Here is a 20,374-nt window from a genome sequence, read left to right as displayed (position 1 = left end):
GCTGTCAACACGCTCCCCGGGCGGCGGGTTTGGCGCGAACCACCGGCCACCGTGAGGCGCCCGACGGGCCGCACCCGAACCGCCATGCTACCGCCGGGTCGGACCGGCCCGGGCTACCGCGGCGCGCGGGGCCCGCGGGCCGGTGTCGGCAGGGCCACCCGGATCGGGCGGTATGACAGCGGATTGTCCGGGCAGCCGAATCCCGTGAGCTCCGCGCTCCACCGTGTCCCGTACCGTCCGATTCGAGGTCACCACATGTCCCGAGCCGAGACCGACCCGACCCGGCGGCCCACCCGTCCGGCCGGCGGGCCCAGGCCCGGTCCAGGTCTGCTGGTGCGCACCGCCGCCCAGGCCAGGGCCGCCGTCACGGCCGTGCTCGCCCGGCACGGCCGGGCCGACAGCCCGCTGCGCGACGACGCCTGCCTCGCCGTCACCGAACTGGTCACCAACGCGATCAGGCACGCCGGCGGGGTGACCGGGTTCGCCGTCGGCATGGACCCCGGCGGCACCGTCCTCACCATCGACGTCGAGGACGCCTCCGACGTCCACCCGCACAGCGAAGCCGACAGCCTGCAGGACCTCACCCGGCTCGGCGGCCGGGGCTGGGCGCTGGCCCGCCGGGTCAGCGACGACTGGGAGATCCATCCGACGCCAGACGGCGGCAAGCGGATCAGGCTCACCCTCGGCGCCTGAGCCCCCGGCGCTGGGCGACCCGCCGCCGCGGCCGGACCGGCTGACGGCGGGTCAGGCCAGCAGGCGGGCCAGGCCCGGGTCCAGCTCCAGGTACTCCGACTCCGCGCCGGCGGGCACCGCGGCGAACGCGTCGGCGAGGAACTCCGCCACCGGGCCGGCCGGAACGCCGATCACCGCCCGGTCGAGCCCGTTGGACAGCGTCACCAGCACCCGGTCGCCGCGCCCGGGGGAGACCCGGACGTCCCCCTCGCCGCTCGGCGCGCGGCAGCCCTCCGCCAGCAGGTCCCGGCCGAAGCACCACTCGACCTCCTCGCCGTCCGGCAGCCCGGGCAGGAACGCCAACCGCACGGCGTACGGCAGCGCGGGGTCGAAGCGCAGCTGCGCGGCCATCGCGAGGTGCGGGAGCGCGCTCCCGGGCAGGGTGACGGAGACGGACCTGCGCACGGCGTCGGGCATACGGGGACCCCAATCCAGTTCTGCTGCGGTGTCGGTGGCGCGCACCCGGGGCGGCCGGGACGCCGAGTGCGCGGCTACCCGCGACCTGCCGGTCCACGGCCGCGGATGCCGAACCGTTACCGGACGGCCCGGGCCGGTTTCCGAACAGCGTCCGCGGGCAGCCGAGAGACGGCCGGCGCTCGCCGGCCACCCCTGACCCGGAGAGGACCGATGATGGACATCGCCACCAGCAGCCCGCTGGCCGAGAACGACCGCGACACGGCCGGGGACGCGCTGCAGGGCGCCCTGGCCGACCTCGTGGACCTGTCCCTGGTGGGCAAGCAGGCGCACTGGAACCTGTACGGCCCCCGGTTCCGGTCCGTCCACCTGCACCTCGACGAGGTGGTGGCCACCGCCCGGGACTACGCGGACCAGGTCGCCGAGCGCGCGGCCGCGATCGGCGTCAGCCCCGACGGGCGGGCCACCGCGCTGGTCGCGGCCGGCGGACTGCCCGAGTTCCCGTCCGGCTGGCGCGCCGACACCGAGGTCGTCGACTACCTGGTCACCGCGCTCGCCAAGGTGATCGCGCGGATGCGCGACCGGATCGAGAAGACCGGCGACGCCGACCCGGTCAGCCAGGACCTGCTGATCGCGGTCACCGCGGCGCTGGAGAAGCACAGCTGGATGTTCCGCGCCGAGAACCAGGGCCGCGCCGACAAGCAGAGCTGACGCGCCGCCCGAACCCCGCCCCGCCCGGTCGACCGGGCGGGGCGGTCTGCTGCGGCCGTCTCACCGCGAAGGCGGCGGCGGGTCCTCCGGGCGGGGCGGGCCGTCGGGGGCGAGCTCCGGCTCCAGGCCCTCCGCGAGCGGCGGCACCGGGCGGCCCGTGTCGCGCCGCCAGCCCTCGAAGGCCCACCCGGTGGCGGCGACCAGGGCCAGGCCCAGCAGCCAGCCGCCGACCACGTCGCTCACCCAGTGCACGCCGAGCGCCACCCGGGTGAACCCCACCCCCAGCACGCTCAGCACCGCCACCGTGCCCGCCGCCGCCCGCCACGGCGGCCGCAGCACCGGGGCGAACACCAGCAGCAGCACCGCGCAGCAGGTCGCCGCCGTCATCGCGTGCCCCGACGGGAACGAGAACCCGGGCGCGTGCGCCACCGGGTCGGGCAGCGCGGGCCGGGCCCGGGCCACCGCCGACTTCACCGCCAGGCCGATCAGCCCGGAGGCCGCCACCGTCGCCGCCGCCCACACCGCCAGCCGCCAGGCCCGCCGCCACAGCAGCCAGAGCACCGCCGCCGCGACCAGCAGCCGCATCGTCACCGGGTCCCACACCACATTGCTGAGCACCCGCAGCGCGGACAGCACCGCCGGGTGCTCCCGCACCGCGCTGTGCAGGTGCGCCGCCGCCGCGGAGTCCAGGCGGTGCAGCGGCGGCCAGTTCGCCTCCACCAGCACCAGCAGCAGCGCGGCGGGCACCGCCGCCACCGCGAACGCCACGACCGCGGCGAGCAGGCGCTCACCGAGCCGCAGGTCCGCGGAGCGCAGCGCGGGACGGAACCGGGCAGTCCGACGGATCATCAGGACATCCTCTCCTCGGCGGGCGCCTCCCCGTCCGGCGACGCGGCGTCGGCGCCCAGCGGGTCGGGCAGCACCGGCCCGGGCCGCCCGGTCCGGGCGGCCTCCAACTGGGCGGCGAAGGACAGGCCGAGGAACAGCGCGATCGCCGTCAGGTACGCCCACACCAGCAGCGAGAACACCGCGCTCAGCGGCCCGTACACGGCGTCGAAGGACCCGCTGAGCCGCAGGTAGAGGCTCAGCAGCCAGGTCGCCGCCAGCCACAGCAGCAGGTACACGCCGGCGCCGAACGCCAGCCAGCTGTAGCCCGGCTGCGCGCGCCGCGGGGCCCGCCGGAACACCACGCTGGTCGACACCAGGACCAGCAGCACGCCCACCGGCCAGCGCAGCAGCGTCCACAGCGCCGCGGTGCCCGGCCCCAGGTCGAACACCTCGTCCGCGGCCGCCGCCACCTGCGGCCCGGTCACCAGCACCAGGAAGCCGAGCGCGAGCGGCAGGCCCGCGCCCGCCGCCATCACCAGGCTCCGCCCGTACTTGCGGTCGAACGGCCGGTCCCGCTCGATGCCGTAGATCCGGTTCGCGCCGCGCTCGATCTGGGACATCGCGGTCACCAGGTTGGCCAGCGAGAACAGCGCCCCGAACCAGAGGGCCGGGCTGCCGCCGACGTGCTCCCGGCTGCGGTCCAGCACCTCGTGCACCAGCTCCGCGCTCGGCTCCGGAACCATCCGCTCGATGCTCCCCGCCACCAGCCGGCCCACCGGCCCGCCGTGCAGCGAGGACGCCAGCCCGACCACGCAGATCGCGAACGGCACCAGCGCCAGCACCACCTGGAACGCCAGCGCCCGCGCATGGCTGAACCCGTCCGCGTACCGGAAGCGGACGAACGCGTCCCGCAGCAGCGGCCACCAGGCCCGCCGGCGCAGCGCCAGCACCGCCTCGTCCGCGGACAGGTGCTCCCGGCCGGAGCGGACCCGGCTCGCCGTCCCCATCAGGCCACCTCCCGGTGCGCCACGGCGGCCGGCTCCGCGCGGTCCGGCGCGGCCGGGACCCGGACCAGCAGCGCGCCCGGGCGGACCGTCAGCGCCAGCACCCGGCCGTCGCCCACCGGGTCGCCGTCGCACTCGCGCGGACGCGCCCGGTCCGCGGTCAGCTCGATCCGCCGTCCCCGGAAGTGCTCCAGCCCCGGGCCCGGGCGCCGGCCGCCGACGAGCAGCTCCAGCGCCGCCGACCGCCAGCCCCGCAGGCCGTCCGCCCGCACCAGCACCAGGTCGAGCAGCCCGTCGTCCGGCGCGGCCTCCGGCAGCAGCCGGACCCCGCCCTGGAGGGCGCCCACGTTGCCGACCACCGCCATCCGCACCTGCCGGTGCACCGGCGGCGCGCCGTCCACCGCCACCGCCACCGGGAAGCGCCGGTCACCCAGGTGCCGGGCCACCCCCAGCAGGTACGCGGGCCAGCCCAGCCGGCGCTTCAGCGCCCGGCCCGTGTCCGCCATCACCGCGGCGTCCAGCCCCATCCCCGCCATGGTCGCCGCAGCCCGGACCGGCAGGCCGTCGCCCTCGGCCCGCATCAGGTCGATCCGGCGGGACCCGCCGCACAGCGCGGCGGCCAGCGCGGCCACCGGGTCCGACGGCAGGCCCAGGTTGCGGGCCAGCAGATTGCCGGTGCCGCACGGCACCACCGCCAGCGCCGCGCCGCCGCCCGCCAGCGCGTCGGCGCAGGCCGTCACCGTGCCGTCCCCGCCGCACGCCGCGACCAGCCGGGCCCCACCGGCGAGCGCCCGCTCCGCCGCGGCCCGGCCCGAGTCCTCGGCCTCGCCCGGCAGGCAGCGCGGCCGGCCGAGCCCGTGCCCGACGACCACCGCGCACAGCCGCTCCAGCAGCGCGGCGTCCACCACCACCGGGTTGTACACCAGGGCGACCGGGCCGCCCCCGCCCGGCGCGAGCACCGCCGCCGGGCCCCGGACCTCCCGCGCCGGCAGCGCCCGCCACACCACCCACAGCGCGGCCGCGCCGTTCAGCGCCCCCGCCAGCACGTCCGTCGGATGGTGCATGCCCCGGTACAGCCGGCTGCCCGCCACCAGCACCGGCACCGCCCACGCCAGCCCGCACAGCACGACCCGCCACCGCCCCCGGAGCAGGCGCAGCGCCAGCAGACCCAGGCCGCCGTACAGCGCGGTCGCCGCGCCGACGTGGCCCGACGGGAAACTGGACGTCGGCAGCGCGCCGTCCAGCCGGACCACCTCCGGGCGGCTCCGGTCCACCACGTGCGCGACCGTCACGAACAGCGCCGCCTGCAGCGCCACCGCGCCCGCCACCAGCACCGCCTCCCGCCACCGGCGCCGCACCAGCAGCAGCGCCGCGACCAGCGCCGTCACCGCCACCACCGCCGGGGTGAACGCGAGCGTCGACAGCACCCCGCTCACGGCCGTCAGCCCGCCGGTGCGGTGCTCCGCCAGCCAGCGCACCGGCCCGTCCTCCCGCAACGCCCCGCGGGTGACCAACAGCCCGGCCGTGATCAGCACCGCCGCCTGCGCAGCCACCCACGCGGTCGTCCGGCCGAGCGGCCGGACACCTTCCCCAGTCCTCGTCATGGCACCCGTCTCCCCGCACGGCCGTTCTTTATCCCAGGCCGACACCCACGGCGTGCGGGGGCGGTCGGCGTCCGTCCCGGCCCGGCGCCCGGGGGCGGGAGTCGGAACGGGCGGAGCGGGTAGGCGCGGCGCGGCGGCGTGCGCGCGGCTGGGCCGCGCTGTGTGCCGTTCGGCCCGTCGGCTTCGGACGGCGGGCGCGCACCGACCCGGAGCGCCTTCCGGGCCTCCCCGACGAGAAAGGTCCCGTCCGACATGACCGTGCAGACCCTCCTCGGCCCCGACACCGAGCCCGCCCAGCTGTTCGACCTCGCCCAGCAGTTGCGGGTGGACGCCGTCCGCGCCAGCACGTCGGCCGGGTCGGGGCACCCCACCTCCAGCCTGTCCGCGGCCGATCTGATGGCGGTGCTGATGACCCGTCACCTGCGCTACGACTGGGCGGCGCCGGACAATCCGGCCGCCGACCACCTGGTGTTCTCCAAGGGGCACGCCTCGCCGCTGCTGTACGCGATGTTCAAGGCCGCGGGCGCCATCGGCGACGAGGAGCTGATGACCACCTACCGGCGGTTCGGCCACCGCCTGCAGGGCCATCCCACGCCGGTGCTGCCCTGGGTGGACCTGGCGACCGGCTCGCTCGGCCAGGGCATCGCCTGCGCCGTGGGCATCGCGCTGGCCGGTCGCGACCTGGAACGCCGCGACTTCCGGGTGTGGGTGCTGTGCGGGGACAGCGAGACCGCCGAGGGCTCCGTGTGGGAGGCGCTGGACAGCGCCGGCCGGCACCGGCTCGGCAACTTCATCGCGATCATCGACGTCAACCGGCTCGGCCAGAGCGGCCCCACGGAGCTCCAGTGGGACACCGACGCCTACGCCCGCCGGATCGAGGCGTTCGGGTGCCGCGCCCTGGTGGTCGACGGCCACGACCTGGAGGCCGTCGACCGGGCGCTGACCACGGCGGCCGACGGCTCCGCGCCCACGGTGATCGTGGCCCGCACCGTCAAGGGGCGGGGCGTCGCCGAGGTCGCCGACCAGGAGGGCTGGCACGGCAAGCCGCTGCCCCCGGAGCTGGCCGAACGCGCCGTCGCCGAACTCGGCGGCCCGCGCGACCTGCGGGTGCGCGGACCGCAGCCGCCGCACGGCAGCCCCGCCCTCCGGGTGGACGCGCCCGAGGTCGAGCTGCCGCGCTTCGAGACCGGCGAGCGGGTCGCCACCCGGGTCGCGTTCGGCAGGACGCTGGCCGCGCTCGGCGCCCGCCCCGAGGTGGTCGCGCTGGACGCCGAGGTGGGCAACTCCACCCACGCCGAGGACTTCGCCGCCGCCCACCCGTCCCGCTACTTCCAGAGCTACATCGCCGAACAGCAGATGATCGCCACCGCCGTCGGCATGGCCGTGCGCGGCTACCGGCCGTACGCCACCACCTTCGCGGCCTTCCTCACCCGCGCCCACGACTTCGTCCGGATGGCCGCCGTCTCGGAGATCACCATGTCGCTGTGCGGCACTCACACCGGCGTGGAGATCGGCGCCGACGGGCCGTCCCAGATGGGCCTGGAGGACCTCGCCATGATGCGCGCCGTCCGCGGATCGACCGTGCTCTACCCGGCCGACGCCGCCTGCGCCGCGGCGCTGACCGCCGCCATGGCCGACCTGCCCAGCATCTCCTACCTGCGCACCACCCGCGGCGCCTACCCGGTGCTGTACGGGCCCGAGGAGGAGTTCCCGGTGGGCGGCTCCAAGACCCTGCGCGGGGGCGCGGACGACCGGGTGACGCTGGTCGGCGCCGGCGTGACCCTGCACGAGTGCCTGGCCGCCGCCGACCGGCTGGCCGAGGACGGCATCGCCGCCCGCGTCCTCGACCTGTACTCCGTGAAGCCGGTCGACGCCGCCGCCCTGGTGCGCGCGGCCCGGGAGACCGGGGCGCTGGTGGTGGCCGAGGACCACCACCCCGAGGGCGGTCTCGGCGAGGCCGTGCTGTCCGCGCTGGCCGCCGAGGGGGAGCACCCGGCCGTCACCCACCTGGCCGCCACCGGGCTGCCCGGTTCCGGCACCGCCGAGGAGCTGCTGCACGCCGCCGGCATCTCCCGCACCGAGATCGCCGACGCGGCCCGCTCCCTCGCCGCCCGCCACCGCTGAGCACCGCTGAGCACAGCTGAGGAGAGGTGCGGAGGGCCGCCCCGGGTGGGGCGGCCCTCCGCACCTCTCCTCAGTGGTCAGAAGCGGCGCCAGCGTGCGGAGACGAACGAGAACACCCCGTACAGCACCAGCCCGACCGCCACCGCGGCCAGCAGCCACGGGCCGGCGGCGCTGCCGGCCAGCGAACGGAGGGTGTCGTCCATGCCCTTGGCCTGCCCCGGGTCGAACCGGACGGCCGCCACCACCACGAACGCGCCCGCGGCGGCGTACACCGTGCCGCGCGCCACGTTCCCGGCCATCCCGACACCGGTGACCGCGGGCCGGACCCGCGGCGGCATCGCGTCGGTGCGCAGCTTGCGCAGGAAGCGCCGCTGCACGGCCCGGACGGCGATCGCCGTCCCGATGCCCGCCAGCGTCAGCCCCGCCGCGCCGACCAGCCAGCGACCGGCGGGCCAGCCGAGCGCCGTCGCGGTCCAGTCCCGGGACGCCTCGTCGCTGCCGCCACTGCCGGAGCCGCCCGCCGAGCCGCCGCCGGAGCCCGCCGCGTAGGCGGCCGTGCCCCAGCACACCGAGGCGTAGAACACCGCGCGCCCGGCCGACAGCACCCGGCTGCCGGTCTCCTTCCGTCCGGCCTCGCCCAGCACCGCCGTCGAGGCCCGCCAGAGCGCCATCCCGGCGAGCCCGGCGGCCAGGGCCCACAGCATGGCGGCGCCGAACGGCCGGGCCGCCACCTGGTGCAGCGCGCCCTGCCGGTCGGCCTGCTCGCCGCCGGAGCCGAACGCGATCTGCAGGGCCAGCGCCCCGACCAGCACGTACAGCACGCCGCGGGCCACGAAGCCCGCCCGGCCCGCGGCCGTGGTCGTCCGGTCGCGCACCCCCGTGTCCGCTTCCACCGCGCTCATCGCCGCCTCCCGCTCAGTCCAGCGCCCGGCGGCGGGTGATCACGTTGCCGATGATCACGTACACGACGGCCGGGATGCCGTAGTCGAGGAGGACCTGCGCGGTGTGGTTGGAGACCGTGAACAGGCCGCGCGACCAGGCGGCGAGCCAGTCGGCGGCGTGGTGGAACCAGTCGACCAGGGTGTTGCCCTGGTTGGCGTGGAACAGGTCGAGCAGGATCCAGACGACCAGGATCCCGGCGAGGAGGTGGGCCAGAGCTGATATCACCGATGTTGTCTGTCTCATGGACGCCGCCTTGCCCGGCCGCCCGTTCCCAAACCCGTTGCGCCCCGGGCGAGTTCACCCACGGTGAGGTCGGCGGCCCGGTCAGCCCGGCGGGCGCACCGCGCGCAGCGCGGCCTCGACGCTGTCGTGCCGCGGCAGGATCCCGTCCACGCCGGTCATGGTGAGCAGCCGGCCCACGTCGGCGGTGGTGCCGGCCAGCGCGAGCGCGGTGCCGGCCGCCTGGGTGCGGCGGAACGCGAAGAGCAGCTCGGCCATGCCGAGGGAGTCGCAGAACCGGAGCAGCGTCAGGTCCAGCACCAGCGGCAGCGCGGGCGGGGTCCGCTCCACGGCGCGGTGCAGCCGTGGAGCGGTGTGGTAGTCGAGCTCGCCCGCGAGCGAGACGACGGTCGCCCCGAGCGGGTCGGTGCGGACCTCGATGGTCAGGGCGTACTCGGGCACGAGGGCTCCGTACGGTGCAAGGGAGGGCGGCTTCCGGGCGGTCAGTGGAGTCGGGCGACGAGCAGCGCCACGTCGTCGGTCTGGGCCGTGGCGAACGAGGACAGCAGCAGGTCACCGGTGGCGTCCGGGCCCGGCGGGGCGGCGGCGAAGGCGTCCCGCAGGGCGTCCAGGCCGCTCTCCAGGTCCTCGCCGGGCACCTCGATCAGGCCGTCGGTGACCAGCAGCAGGGTGCTGCCGGGCGGCACCTCGATGGTGGCCGCGGGCGGCTGCGGCACGTTCAGGCCGAGCAGGATGCCGTGGTCGTCCAGGTAGCGGGCGGAGCCGTCGGGCAGTTTGAGCAGCGGCGGCAGGTGTCCGGCGTTGGCGAGGTGGAGGCGGCGGCGGTCGGGCTCGATCAGCACCAGGCACACCGTCGCGGTCAGGCCGGGACGCAGCCGGGTCAGCAGCGCGTCGAGTCGGTGCAGCAGGGTCTGCGGGTCGTGGCCCTCGATGGCGTAGGCGCGCAGCGCGTGCCGCAGCTCGCCCATCGCCATGGCGGCCTCCAGGGAGTGGCCGGCCACGTCGCCGATCGCCAGCAGCAGTCCGGCGGGGGTGTCGACGGCCTCGTAGAAGTCGCCGCCGATCTCGCTGCGGGCGGAGGCCGGTTCGTAGCGGACGGCGAGGTCGACGCCGGGGACGGCCGGCAGCCGCCCCGGCAGGAAGCTGCGTTGGAGGGTGAGCGCGAGGGCGTGTTCCTCGGCCTGGCTGCGCTGGGCCTCCAGGGCGAGCGCGGCGGCCTGGGTGAGCTGGGAGAGCAGGCTGCGCTCGTCGGGCGCGGCGACCGCCGCCCGGTCGACGGCGAGGGCGAGCAGCGGCCGGCCGGGTTTGGTGCGGGCGACCACCAGGGCCACCGGGCCGGCGGGGAGCCCGGCCCCGTCCAGCCCGTGGTCGGCCAGCACGTCGCGCCACTCCTCGGCCTCCAGCAGGGCGGTGTCGGTGCCGGTGGCGTCGCCCAGGGTGTGATGGGCGAGGACGTCGAGCAGCACCGGCGGGGCGTGCAGCAGCCGCACCGCCGGGTCGCCGGGGCGGTCGGGGTCGTGGTGGGCGAGGTGCAGGGTGTCGCGGTCCGGGCCGAGCGCGATCGCGGTGGCCCGGGCGGCGCCGATCCGGACCGCGCCGAGCGCGGCCGCGGTGGTCAGGGCGTCCGGGTCGGGGGCGCCGTACAGCGCGAGGGTGCTGCGGTGCAGGGCGGCGACCCGGGCGGCCAGGCGCTCGGCGCGCCGCCGGGCCCGGGTGTAGCGCAGCACGGCGGTGACGGTGGCCTGGAGCTCGGCGGCGTCGATGGGCTCGGTCAGGTAGGCGTCGGCGCCGCGGTGCAGGCCCTGGGTGCGGTCGCTGGCCTCGATCGCGGTCGCGGAGATGTGGACCACCGGCAGCGCCGCGGTGCGGGGCTGCCGTTTGATGCGCTCGCACACCTCGAACCCGGTCATGTCGGGCAGGCTGATGTCGACCACGGCGATCTCGGGCAGCTCGGCGGCGGGGGTGCGCTCCAGCAGGGCGAGGGCCTGGGTGCCGTCGACCGCCTCGACCACGGTGTGGCCGGAGCGGCGCAGCCAGCTGCCGACGATGTAGCGGGTGGTGTCGTTGTCGTCGAGCACCAGCACGGTGGCGGGCCCGGCGTCGGTCCTGGTCACGATCCGTCCTCGGGCGGGAGGGGCCGGTGCGGTGCGGCCGTGCGGGGGGCGGACAGCGCGGCGGCGATCCGGCCGACGGTGAGGCCGGTCTTCGGCAGCACGGCGCGGGCGTGGGCGAGCCGGCCGCGGTCGGCGGCGGTGAGCGAGGCCGAGGTGAGGATGACCACGGGCAGCTGCCGCAGCGCCGGGTCGGCCCGCAGCTCGGCGAGGATCCGGTAGCCGTCGACCTCGCCGAGGTGCAGGTCGAGCACGACGCCGTCGGGCCGGGCGGCGCGGACGGCGGCGACGGCGGCCGCGCCGTCGGTGACCTCGACGACCCGGTCGGCGATCCGGTCCAGCATCGGCCGCAGGACGGCCCGGAACGCCGGGTCGTCGTCGACGGCGACCAGCACGGCCCGGCGGGCGCCGTCCGCGGGGGCGGGGTGCGCGGGCAGCCGGACGGTGAGGGTGGTGCCCCGGCCGGGGGCGCTGTCCAGGTGCAGCGTGCCGCCGAGGATCTCGGCCAGCCGCCGGGCGTAGGGCAGGCCCAGGCCGGTGCCGCGGCGGCCGCGCTGGTGCGGGCCCTTGACCTGGTAGAACTCCTCGAAGACCCGTTCGTGCTGGTCGGGCGGTATGCCGACACCGGTGTCGGTGACGGTCAGCACCAGTACCGGGCCGCCGTCGGGTCCGTCCTCGACGCGGGTGTCCAGGCCCACCGACCCGTGCTCGGTGAACTTGAGCGCGTTGGACAGCAGGTTCCGCAGGATCCGCACCAGCATCGTCTCGTCGCCGAGCACCGGGTCGAGCCCGGTCGGCGCCGGGCCGATCCGCAGGTCCACGCCGGGGCGGGCCAGGCCGCGCAGGGTGCCGTCCAGGTGGGTGAGGACCGCGCGCAGGTCCAGCGGCGCCCACTGCGGCTCCAGGGTGCCGGACTCGGCCTTGGCGACGTCCAGCAGCTCGTCCACCAGGGCGAGCAGGGTGCGGCCCGAGTCGGCGATCAGGGACAGCTGGCGGGCCCGTTCCGCGGCCGGGGCGTCGGCGTCCGAGCGCAGCAGCTCGGCCAGGCCCACGACCGCGTTCACGGGGGTGCGCAGCTCGTGGCTGACGTTCGCCCAGAACCTGCTCTTCGCCTCGCTGGCCTCGCGCAGCTGCCGGGACTTCTCGTCGAGTTCGGCGTACAGCGCCACCACGCCCCGGTTGGTCTCCTCCAGTTCCTCGGACAGCTCCGCGTACAGCGCGAGCACGCCCTGGTTGGTCTCCTCCAGCTCGCTGTTGAGCCGCCGCAGTTCCTCGCGCTGGGCGCGGGTCTGCTCGAGTGCGGAGATCAGGTCGCGGGTCTGCGCCCGGGAGTCCTCCAGGGCGCTCGGGCCGGTGTGCGCGGCGAGCAGCCGGCGGGCCCGCTCGACCAGGCCCGGATCGGCGCCGGCGGCCGGCCCGACCCGCTGCTCGACCCGGACCCGGCCGCCCGCCGCTGTGGCGTCGTGGTGGGTGGGCAGCAGCCGGGAGGAGGCGTCCAGCGCCTCCTCGGACAGCCGGTGGCCGCCCTCCCAGTCGAGGGTGACGGCCAGCAGCGGCAGCGGGCCCGGCCGGAGGTCGAAGGCGGCGGTCAGCCGCTCGCCGCCGAGCAGGCCGCGGCCGAGCTCGCTCAGCGCGGTGGCCAGCCGGACGGCGTCCTGACCGTCCGCGCCGAGCAGGTCGGCGACGGACCGGGCACTGCGGCGCAGCGCGAAGGTGTCCTGGACGATGCCGACCGGCATGGCGCCCAGGTGCACCTCCGGCCGGTCCGTCGGCGCGTTCACCAGGCGCCCTTCGCGACGACCACGCCGGCGTCGTCCCGGCGCACGCCCGCCTCCCGCAGCAGCAGGGCGGCGGCGGTGACCGGCAGGTGCGCGAACAGCCCGGGGACGTCCGCGGCCCGCCAGCGGTCGGTCAGCCCGTCCGAGTGCAGGACGACCGCGCTGCGCGGCGCCAGGTCCTGCCGGACGGCGTGCAGCACGGGCGGCAGCTGGTGGCCGACGATGCCGGGGGCGGACGGCAGCGAGCGCCGGACGCCGGTGACGGTGTCCACCACGAAGGCGCTGACGTTGCCCACGCCGCAGAAGGTCAGCCGGGCGGCCGCGGGCTCGACCAGCGCGACGGCGATCGCCCCGCCGCGCCCCGACCGCAGCACCCGGTGCAGCTCGGCCAGCACCTGCTCGGGGTACTGGGCGGCGCTGCGGTGGAAGGCCGCGACGGCGTCGGAGGCGGCCCGGGCGGCGAGCGGGCCGTGGCCCAGCCCGTCGCAGAACATCAGCAGGAAGGCGCCCGCGGGGTCGGCGGGGTCCGGCTCCTCGCCGGCGCGGGGGCGCGGGGCCCGGTTGGTCAGCACCGACCACTCCAGGGCCGCCGCGGAGGGCGGCCTGGGAAGGTCCGCACCGGTCGCGGCCGGGGCCGGCCGGACGGGGCGCACCGCCCAGGCGTCGCCGCACAGGTCCTGGCCGCTCATCGGGCGGGTGAGCCCGGCGGCGACCGGTTCGCCCGCCGCGGCGGCCGCCCGCCCGGCCGGGGTGCGGTTCCAGAACCGCGCGGCCAGCACGGTGCCGCGGCCGGGCAGCGAGTGCAGGTCGAAGGCGTCGGCGAGGCGGGCGACGGCGCCCAGACCGATGCCGAGGGTGCGGTCGGAGGAGTAGCCGTCGGTGAGCGCGGCCGGGACGTCCGCCATCCCGGGGCCGCTGTCGACGGTGACGAACTCCAGCGCCGCCTCGGTGTCGGTGCGCACCACGCGCAGCACCATCGCCCCGTCGACGGCGTGCCGGCGCAGGTTGGTGGCGGCCTCGCTGACGGCCAGCGCCACCTCGGCGGCCCGCTCGGGCAGCAGCCCGATGCGGTGCGCGAGGCCCCGGGCGGCGCTGCGGGCGGCGGCGGGCAGCGAGTCGGAGTGGCGGAACCAGACGGAGTCCTCGCACTCGGCCGGGCCGGAGGTCACCGCGCCCACTTGGTCACCGACACCTTCGTGCCGGTGCCGGGCTCGCTGTGCAGGTCGAAGTCGTCGACCAGCCGGCGGGCGCCGCTGAGGCCGAGGCCGAGGCCGCCGCCGGAGGTCCAGCCGTCGGTGAGCGCGAGGTCCAGGTCCGGGATGCCGGGCCCGCTGTCCTCGAACACGGCGTGCACGCCGACCCGCCCGCCGCTGCGGACCACGGCGCACACCATCCGGCCGCCGCCGCCGTAGACCAGCGTGTTGCGGGCCAGTTCGCTGGCGGCGGTGACCAGCTTCGTCTGGTCGACCAGCGACAGTCCGCACTGCTGGGCGTACGTCCGGACGGTCTGCCGGGCCCGGACCACGTCGTCGTTGGACCCGATCGGCACGTGCTGCCGGTCCTCCGCCACGGGCCCGGTCACGGGCGGCCCGTACGGGCGGTACGGTCGCGTTCGAGCAGTTCCAGGCCCTTCTCCAGGGTGAGCGCGGTGCGCACCCCGCCGAGCGAGAGGCCCAGTTCGACCAGGGTGATGGCCACCGCGGGACGCATGCCGACGACCACCGTCTCGGCGTCCAGCATGCGCGAGATGGCGGCGGTGTTGGCCAGCATCCGGCCCACGAAGGAGTCGACGATCTCCAGGGCCGTGATGTCGATGACGACGCCGGTCGCTCCGGTGGCCACGATCCGCTCGGCCAGGTCGTCCTGCAGGTCGAGGACGATCTGGTCCTCCAGGTCGACCTGGATGGACACCAGCAGGAACCGGCCGATCTTCAGGACGGGAACGCGCTCGCTCACCGCTCGCCGCCGGCGGGCGCGGAGGTGCCGCTGCGCTGCAGGACGTGGCGCAGCGCGTCGGCCAGGGTGGCCTTGGTGACGATGTCGCCGAACTGGACGCCGAGCGCGACCAGGGTCTGCGCGATCTGCGGGCGGATGCCGGAGATGGTGCACTCCGCGCCCATCAGCCGGGCGGCGACCACGGTCTTCAGCAGGTGCTGGGCGACCTCGGTGTCGACGGCCGGCACACCGGTGATGTCGATGATGGCGTGCTCGGACTCCGAGTCCACCAGGGCCTGCAGCAGCTTCTCCATCACCACCTGGGTGCGCGCCGAGTCGAGCGTCCCGACCAGCGGCACCGCGACCACGCCCTCCCACAGTTTGACCACCGGGGTGGACAGTTCGAGCAGCTGCTCGGCCTGGGCGTTGATGATCTCCTCCCGGGTGCGGGCGTAGGCCTCGATGGTGAACAGGCCGAGGCCGTCGAGCAGCCGGGTCAGCTGGAGGTAGGCGGTGATGTCCTCGGCGGAGCTGTCCGTGGTGGGCTCCAGCACGGCCTTGCAGGCGAACACGCTGACGGCGGTCTCGCTGGGCGTGAACCCGTGCCGCGCCCGGGAGCGGGACAGCTCCACGAGCAGGGCGCGCACCTCGGAGTACACCTCGTCGTGCCAGTCCAGGCTGCCCTTGCCGAGGGCTTGGGCCAGGGCCTGGCAGATGTCCGTCAGCTCGCGCTCCAGCTCCGCCCGGCTGATCCGGCCGCCGAGGGTGGCCGCCACGGCCGTCACCCACTGCTCCTGCACCGCATCGTCCCGGGTGAGCAGCTCCACGAGCCGTTCCGACGCACGCTCCACCGCCATCAGGCGCTCTCCTCGCTCGTTCGGCCCCCGGGGTCCGGGGGCCCGCCGTCGCACGACGGCACGGGCGACCGCGGCCGGGTCGGCCGGGCCACCTGAGCCCGTCTGACCCGATCGCGACGGATCATGCACCCGCAGCCCGAGAAGTTTCGCGGAGCCTCCGCCGGGCGGCGGTCAGGGCGCCGGTGGGCCGCCGGGACGCCGGTAGACCAGCACGGCCACGTCGTCCTCGAAACCCTCGGCCGGGCGGAGACGGCCCATCACGTGGTCGGCGAGCTCCGCGACCGGCAGCCCGGCGCCCGCGACCAGCGCCCGGCCGGCCTCCGCGATGCCCTCGGTCAGCGGGCTGCGCCGCCGCTCCACCAGGCCGTCCGTGTAGAGCAGCAGCGTGGAGCCGCCGGGCACCTGCACGGTGGCCTCCGGGCGCGGCCGCCCGGGCCGGACGGCCAGCGGCAGCGAGCGCGCGCCCTCCAGCAGCACGGTGAAGCCGTCGGCGAGGGCGAGGACGCCGGGCGGGTGCCCGGCGCCGGAGTAGCGCAGCTCGCCGCTCACCGGGTCGAGGACGCCGCAGAACACCGTGGTGCAGACCGCGCCGGGCAGCGCGGCCGCGAACGAGTCCAGTGCGGTGAGCGTCCGGGCCGGCCCGGGGTCCTGCAGCAGCAGGGCGCGGCAGGCGCTGCGCAGCTGCCCCATCACGCTCGCGGCGGCCAGGCCTCGGCCCACGCAGTCGCCGACCACGATGCCGATCCGCCCGTCGGGCAGCGGCACGGTGTCGTACCAGTCGCCGCCGACCTCCAGCGGCGGCGTGGCCGGCTCGTAGCGGGCGGCGAAGTCCGCCGGCAGGCGGGCCGGGCCGAGGATGGCCCGCTGCAGGGCGATCGCCGTCTCGCGCTGCCGGTCGATCTGGTGGGCCCGGGCCAGGCCCTGGGCGAGCCGGCCCGCCAGCAGGGTCAGCAGCAGCTCGTCCTCCCGGGTGAAGGGACGGCGTTCGCCCAGCTCGACCAGCAGGGCGACCGGCCCGTCCGGGAGCTCCAGCCGGATCCCCGTCCCGGTGGGCCCGGGCGTGGGCGTGAGCGCCGGCGCGGCGGCGAGGGCGGCCAGCGCGGCCCGCCGCGGCTCGGACAGCTCCGCCCAGCCGGTCGCCGCAGCGGGCCGGTCCGCGGCGGCGGACCAGAGCCGCGGCGGGGCGCCGCCCTCCTCGAAGCGGGCGGCCACCACGTGGCGGGCGCGCCACAGGCCGCGCAGTTCGTCGAGCGCGCCGGCCAGCGCCTCCTCGGCGCTGGCGGCCCGGGCCAGGCAGTCGGCGAGCGAGGCCAGGGCGCTCTCGCGCTGCACCGCGTAGTACTCCGCGGTGACGTCGCGGAAGGTGCCGACGGTGACGGTGCGCCCGCTCCCCGGGTCCCGGACCCGGTTGTACGTCGCGTGCAGCCACACCCGGTGGCCGTCGCGGTGGGTGGCGGGGACGGTGCAGCTGCCGTGCCCGGCGGCGGTCGCGTCGGCGAGCGCCGCCACGGCCAGCCGGTGGCCGTCGGGGTCGACGGCCGGATCCGGCCACCACGGGTGCTGCGGGCGGTACGGCAGGCCCGCCGCGCCGTAGCCGAGGACTCCGGCGAAGGCCGCGTTGATCCGGACCACCGCGCCGTCCTCGTCGCAGACGAAGAACGCGTCCTGCAGCGAGTCGACCAGCGCCTCGTTCCAGCGGGTGTGGCGCTCGCGCAGCCGCGCCAGCCGGAGCGCGGCGCGCACCCGGGCCAGCAGGTCGGCCGCGGCGAACGGCTTGACCAGGTAGTCGTCGGCCCCCGAGTCGAAGCCGTCGAGGGCGTCGTCCCGCCCGGCCCGCGCCGACAGCAGCAGCACCGGCAGCGCGGCGGTGCGGGCGTCCGCGCGCAGCGCCGCGACCAGTTGCAGGCCGTCGGTGCCCGGCATCATCACGTCGCTGATCACCAGGTCGGGCAGGTCGGCGCGGACGGCGGCGAGCGCCGCGCCGCCGTCGCCGGCCGTGCTGACCCGGTGGCCGGCGCCGCGCAGGATCCGGGCCAGGTAGTCGCGCATGTCGGCGTTGTCGTCGGCGACCAGGACGTGGGCCGGCCCGCCCGGCTCCGCTCCGGCGGCCCGCGCCGGGCCGGCCGCCGCGTCCTCGGGACGGGGTTCCCAGCGCAGCGCCTCCTGGACGAAGGCCTCGGCGCCGGCGGCCGGCGGGCGGTCGGCGACCGCGGTCCGTCCGGGTGCCAGCGGCAGGTCGACGGTGAACACCGTGCCGTGGTGCGGCACCGAGTCCGCGGTGATGGTCCCGCCGTGCAGGTCGACCAGTTCCTTCACCAGGGCCAGCCCGATGCCGCTGCCCTCGTGCGAGCGGGCGCGGCTGTTCTCCACTCGGTGGAAGCGGTCGAACAGGTGCGGCAGCTCCGCGGCGGGGACGCCGATCCCGCTGTCCGCGACGGACACCCGGGCCCGTCCGCCGCGCTCCCGGACCCGGACCCGGACCGTCCCCTCGAAGGTGAACTTGAGGGCGTTGCTCAGCAGGTTGAAGACGATCTTCTCCCACAGGACCGGGTCGACCAGCACCGGAGCGGACAGCGGCGGGCAGTCGACCTCCAGCGCCAGACCGGCGCGCTCCACCGCCGAGCGGAACACGGCGGCCAGCTCCGCGGTGAGCTGCGCGAGGTCGACCGGCTCCGGCCGGGCCCGCATCCGGCCCGCCTCGATACGGGAGAAGTCCAGCAGGGTGTTGACCAGCCGGCCCAGCCGCAGGGCGTTGCGGTGCACCGTCTCCACCTCCTCGCGGACGTCGGGGCCGGCGTCCGCGAGCGTCTTGCGCAGGCTCTCGACCGGTCCGGCGATCAAGGTCAGCGGGGTGCGGAACTCGTGGCTGATGTTGGAGAAGAACGCGGTCTTCGCCCGGTCCAGCTCGGCCAGCTGCTCGGCCCGCCGCTGCTGCGCCTCGTGGCTCCGGGCGCTGGACACCCCGGCCGCCAGACGGCCGGCGACCAGCTCGACGAAACCCCGGTAGGCGTCGTCCAGCGGGCGGTGCCGGTTCAGGCCGACCACCAGGAACCCGCTCGGCTCGCCGCCGCTCGGGCTGTTCAGCGGCACCACCAGCGCCTGCCGGGGCGGCTCCTGCCACGCCCCGCACGGCAGGTCGCGGAACGGGTCGCCGACCAGCGGCGGCGCGGTGGCCTCGCCGCGGCGCGCGGCGGCGGCCGGCCACGGCCCGGCGTCCTCCGCGCCGGTCCGGGCCGGGGCGGCCGGATGGTCCGCGGCGATGCCCGAGGAGGCGGCCAGCCTGGCCCCGCCGCCCTCCTCGAACAGGTAGGTGAGGGTGAAGGGCAGGTCGTACGGGTTGCGGGCGAGCTGCTCGGCGCTGAACGCGAGGAACTCGCCCTCGGTGCGCACCGCGCCCGGGTCGGAGCCCAGGTCGCGCAGGGTGGCCATCCGCCGCTCGGCGACCACCCGCTGGGTCTCCTCGCTGACCACGCACAGCACGCCGACCACCGCGTCGGACTCGTCACGCAGCGGGCTGTAGGAGAAGGTGTGGTAGCTCTCCTCCGTGTAGCCCGAGCGCTGGAGCTGGAGCAGCAGCGCCTCGTCCCAGGTCGCCTCGCCCTCGGTCAGCACGGTCTCGATGCGCGGGCTCACGGCGTCCCAGACCTCCGACCACACCTCCCGGAACGGCCGACCGAGCGCCCACGGGTACTTGTCGCCCAGCGTGTCGCGGCGGTAGGCGGCGTTGCAGAAGAACGTCAGCTCGGGGCCCCACGCCATCCACATCGCGAACCGCGAGGACAGCAGGATGTCCAGCGCCGAGCGCAGGCTCTGCGGCCAGCCCGCCGGGTCGCCCAGCGGGGTGGCCGTCCAGTCCACCCGCGCCAGGTCGGCGCCGATCACCGGGTCGGCGCCGAACACCTCCCGCGCACGCGCGCCGTCCTGCTCCCACGCCACCGGGGGCCTCCCTCCGATCCGGCGTCGCCGCCCGCGCCGCCGCCCGCCCATTCTGCCCGCCGCGGGCGGGCGCCGTTGCGGATGCCCCGTGCCCGACGGAGCAATCCCGCGGGCCGGGCGTCCGGCGGTCGACGCCCCGGGCTAGCATGGCGGCCATGACGGACCACACCTCAGGGCCCCTGGGCGGACCGCCGGGGGCGACCGTGCTCCGCCTGCGGGGAGAGCTGGACCTCGACACCGGGCGCGAACTCGCCGAAGCGGTGGACGCCGCCGTCGCCCTCGGCTCCGACGTTCTCGTCCTCGACGTCTCGGGGGTCACCTTCGCCGACTCGTCCACCCTGCGAGCCCTGGTCCTCGCCCAGCAGCGGATGGAGGAGGCCGCGGGCGTCCTGCTGCTCGCCGGCCCGCTCACGCCCGCCGTCCGGCGGCTGCTGGAGATCACCGCCACCGACGAGTACTTCACCGTCGCCGACAGCCTGCGCCACGCCCGCACGCTGGCCGCCGAGTTGCTGCGCCGGCTCCCTGGCGGCGCCGGCGACCGGTGAGGCGCACGCCGGCCGGCCCGCAGCCGCCCGCCCCGACGGGTCCCGCAGACGATTCGAGGTCGTTCATGCCCCACGACGAGGCCCGGCCGCCGTCCCCGGAGGTCCGCCTCCCGGCCGGGCCGGCACCCCGGGCGACGGCCACCGTGCGGACCGCCGGCCAGGCCAGGGCGGTGGTCGCGCGGCTGCTCGCCGACGCCGGGCACCCGGGCGGCCGGGTACTGGCCGAGGCACAGCTCGCGGTGACCGAGCTGGTCGCCAACGCCCTGCGCCACGGCGGCGGCGGTCTGACCTGGTTCGACGCCCGCCTCGACCTCGCCGGCACCCGGCTGGTGGTCGACGTGGAGGACGCCGACGACCGCCACCCCGTCGTGCAGCCGCTCCAGGGCCGCGACCCGGCCGCCCCCGGCGGCCGCGGCTGGGCCATCGTCCGGGCCCTCGCCGTGAGCTGTCAGGTGGAGCAACTGCCGGTCGGCGGCAAACGCATCCGGGCGGTCTTCGCCCTGTAGCCGCCCGCGGCCGCTCTCCGGCCGGCCGCGGCCGGGCCCTTCCGGGTCGGCGGCAGCCGCATCCGGGCGGTCTTCGCCCTCTCCCGCCCGCCGCGCGGGCTACCGTG

The 20,374-nt window shown here is 76.9% G+C and carries 19 protein-coding genes; 5 read left to right on the top strand and 14 right to left on the bottom strand.

Annotated elements, in window-relative coordinates; genetic code table 11:
• Nucleotides 1-255: 255 nt before the first annotated feature.
• Entirely contained in the window at nt 256-693 is a 438-nt protein-coding gene (locus BX266_RS03165) for an ATP-binding protein (RefSeq protein ID WP_180290360.1), read from the top strand.
• Between the two features lie 51 nt (nt 694-744).
• Here BX266_RS03165 and BX266_RS03160 read toward each other — a convergent pair whose 3' ends face one another.
• Nucleotides 745-1,149 (bottom strand): SsgA family sporulation/cell division regulator, encoded by a 405-nt coding sequence (locus tag BX266_RS03160; RefSeq protein WP_120314351.1) that lies wholly within the window; start codon nt 1,147-1,149, stop codon nt 745-747.
• Between the two features lie 210 nt (nt 1,150-1,359).
• On the opposite strand from BX266_RS03160, the gene BX266_RS03155 reads away from it, so the two are divergent.
• Nucleotides 1,360-1,857 carry a Dps family protein gene (locus BX266_RS03155; RefSeq protein WP_399168916.1) on the top strand — a complete coding sequence of 166 codons (498 nt, stop codon included), beginning with the start codon at nt 1,360-1,362 and terminating at the stop codon, nt 1,855-1,857.
• Between the two features lie 60 nt (nt 1,858-1,917).
• Here the strand turns inward: BX266_RS03155 and BX266_RS03150 are convergent, their stop codons facing one another.
• The 3 genes from BX266_RS03150 to BX266_RS40740 are packed head-to-tail and all read right to left on the bottom strand — an operon-like array spanning nt 1,918 to nt 5,242.
• On the bottom strand, nt 1,918-2,706 hold the full coding sequence (locus BX266_RS03150; RefSeq protein ID WP_099897400.1) for a phosphatase PAP2 family protein: 789 nt from the start codon (nt 2,704-2,706) through the stop codon (nt 1,918-1,920).
• Nucleotides 2,706-3,692 (bottom strand): YihY/virulence factor BrkB family protein, encoded by a 987-nt coding sequence (locus BX266_RS03145; RefSeq protein ID WP_099897399.1) that lies wholly within the window; start codon nt 3,690-3,692, stop codon nt 2,706-2,708. Before BX266_RS03145 ends, BX266_RS03150 begins: the two co-directional genes overlap by 1 nt.
• Nucleotides 3,692-5,242 carry a phosphatase PAP2 family protein gene (locus BX266_RS40740; protein WP_310794764.1) on the bottom strand — a complete coding sequence of 517 codons (1,551 nt, stop codon included), beginning with the start codon at nt 5,240-5,242 and terminating at the stop codon, nt 3,692-3,694. Before BX266_RS40740 ends, BX266_RS03145 begins: the two co-directional genes overlap by 1 nt.
• 303 nt (nt 5,243-5,545) lie before the next feature.
• On the opposite strand from BX266_RS40740, the gene BX266_RS03135 reads away from it, so the two are divergent.
• Complete coding sequence (locus BX266_RS03135; RefSeq protein WP_099897397.1) at nt 5,546-7,417, top strand: transketolase; 1,872 nt, start codon at nt 5,546-5,548, stop codon at nt 7,415-7,417.
• 77 nt (nt 7,418-7,494) lie between these two features.
• Here the strand turns inward: BX266_RS03135 and BX266_RS03130 are convergent, their stop codons facing one another.
• The 10 genes from BX266_RS03130 to BX266_RS03085 form a co-directional block, all read right to left on the bottom strand.
• The gene (locus BX266_RS03130; RefSeq protein ID WP_099897396.1) at nt 7,495-8,319 is read right to left on the bottom strand and encodes a DUF1206 domain-containing protein; all 825 of its coding nucleotides are present in this window, start codon (nt 8,317-8,319) and stop codon (nt 7,495-7,497) included.
• Nucleotides 8,320-8,332: 13 nt separating this feature from the next.
• Entirely contained in the window at nt 8,333-8,602 is a 270-nt protein-coding gene (locus BX266_RS03125; protein WP_099897395.1) for a hypothetical protein, read from the bottom strand.
• 81 nt (nt 8,603-8,683) lie between these two features.
• Nucleotides 8,684-9,040 (bottom strand): STAS domain-containing protein, encoded by a 357-nt coding sequence (locus BX266_RS03120; RefSeq protein WP_180290359.1) that lies wholly within the window; start codon nt 9,038-9,040, stop codon nt 8,684-8,686.
• Between the two features lie 41 nt (nt 9,041-9,081).
• Nucleotides 9,082-10,713 (bottom strand): fused response regulator/phosphatase, encoded by a 1,632-nt coding sequence (locus BX266_RS03115; RefSeq protein ID WP_259464511.1) that lies wholly within the window; start codon nt 10,711-10,713, stop codon nt 9,082-9,084.
• A complete protein-coding gene (locus BX266_RS03110; RefSeq protein WP_259464510.1) occupies nt 10,710-12,491 on the bottom strand; it encodes an ATP-binding protein in 1,782 nt (593 codons plus the stop codon). Before BX266_RS03110 ends, BX266_RS03115 begins: the two co-directional genes overlap by 4 nt.
• Nucleotides 12,488-13,666, bottom strand: coding sequence for an ATP-binding SpoIIE family protein phosphatase (locus tag BX266_RS03105; RefSeq protein WP_099897393.1), 1,179 nt, complete (start codon nt 13,664-13,666; stop codon nt 12,488-12,490). The genes BX266_RS03110 and BX266_RS03105 overlap by 4 nt, the downstream gene beginning before the upstream one ends.
• Nucleotides 13,654-14,070, bottom strand: a complete 417-nt coding sequence (locus tag BX266_RS03100; RefSeq protein ID WP_099897392.1) for an anti-sigma regulatory factor — start codon at nt 14,068-14,070, stop codon at nt 13,654-13,656. Before BX266_RS03100 ends, BX266_RS03105 begins: the two co-directional genes overlap by 13 nt.
• On the bottom strand, nt 14,067-14,444 hold the full coding sequence (locus BX266_RS03095; RefSeq protein WP_099897391.1) for an STAS domain-containing protein: 378 nt from the start codon (nt 14,442-14,444) through the stop codon (nt 14,067-14,069). The genes BX266_RS03100 and BX266_RS03095 overlap by 4 nt, the downstream gene beginning before the upstream one ends.
• Entirely contained in the window at nt 14,441-15,280 is an 840-nt protein-coding gene (locus BX266_RS03090; RefSeq protein WP_099897390.1) for an STAS domain-containing protein, read from the bottom strand. Before BX266_RS03090 ends, BX266_RS03095 begins: the two co-directional genes overlap by 4 nt.
• Before the next feature lie 171 nt (nt 15,281-15,451).
• Nucleotides 15,452-19,180, bottom strand: a complete 3,729-nt coding sequence (locus BX266_RS03085) for a SpoIIE family protein phosphatase (protein ID WP_259465038.1) — start codon at nt 19,178-19,180, stop codon at nt 15,452-15,454.
• 191 nt (nt 19,181-19,371) lie between these two features.
• Here BX266_RS03085 and BX266_RS03080 point away from each other — a divergent pair, with 191 nt between their 5' ends.
• Together BX266_RS03080 and BX266_RS03075 are read left to right on the top strand one after the other, a co-directional pair.
• Nucleotides 19,372-19,761 (top strand): STAS domain-containing protein, encoded by a 390-nt coding sequence (locus tag BX266_RS03080; RefSeq protein WP_180290358.1) that lies wholly within the window; start codon nt 19,372-19,374, stop codon nt 19,759-19,761.
• A 65-nt stretch (nt 19,762-19,826) separates the two neighbouring features.
• Nucleotides 19,827-20,267: an ATP-binding protein gene (locus tag BX266_RS03075; protein ID WP_099897387.1), complete on the top strand. Its 441-nt coding sequence runs from the start codon at nt 19,827-19,829 to the stop codon at nt 20,265-20,267.
• Nucleotides 20,268-20,374: the final 107 nt, after the last annotated feature.

The organism is Streptomyces sp. TLI_171 (assembly GCF_003610255.1).
Classification (GTDB): Bacteria; Actinomycetota; Actinomycetes; order Streptomycetales; family Streptomycetaceae; genus Kitasatospora.
Note: the sequence above shows the minus strand (reverse complement) of the source record. Positions and strands in the feature narration are given on the sequence as shown.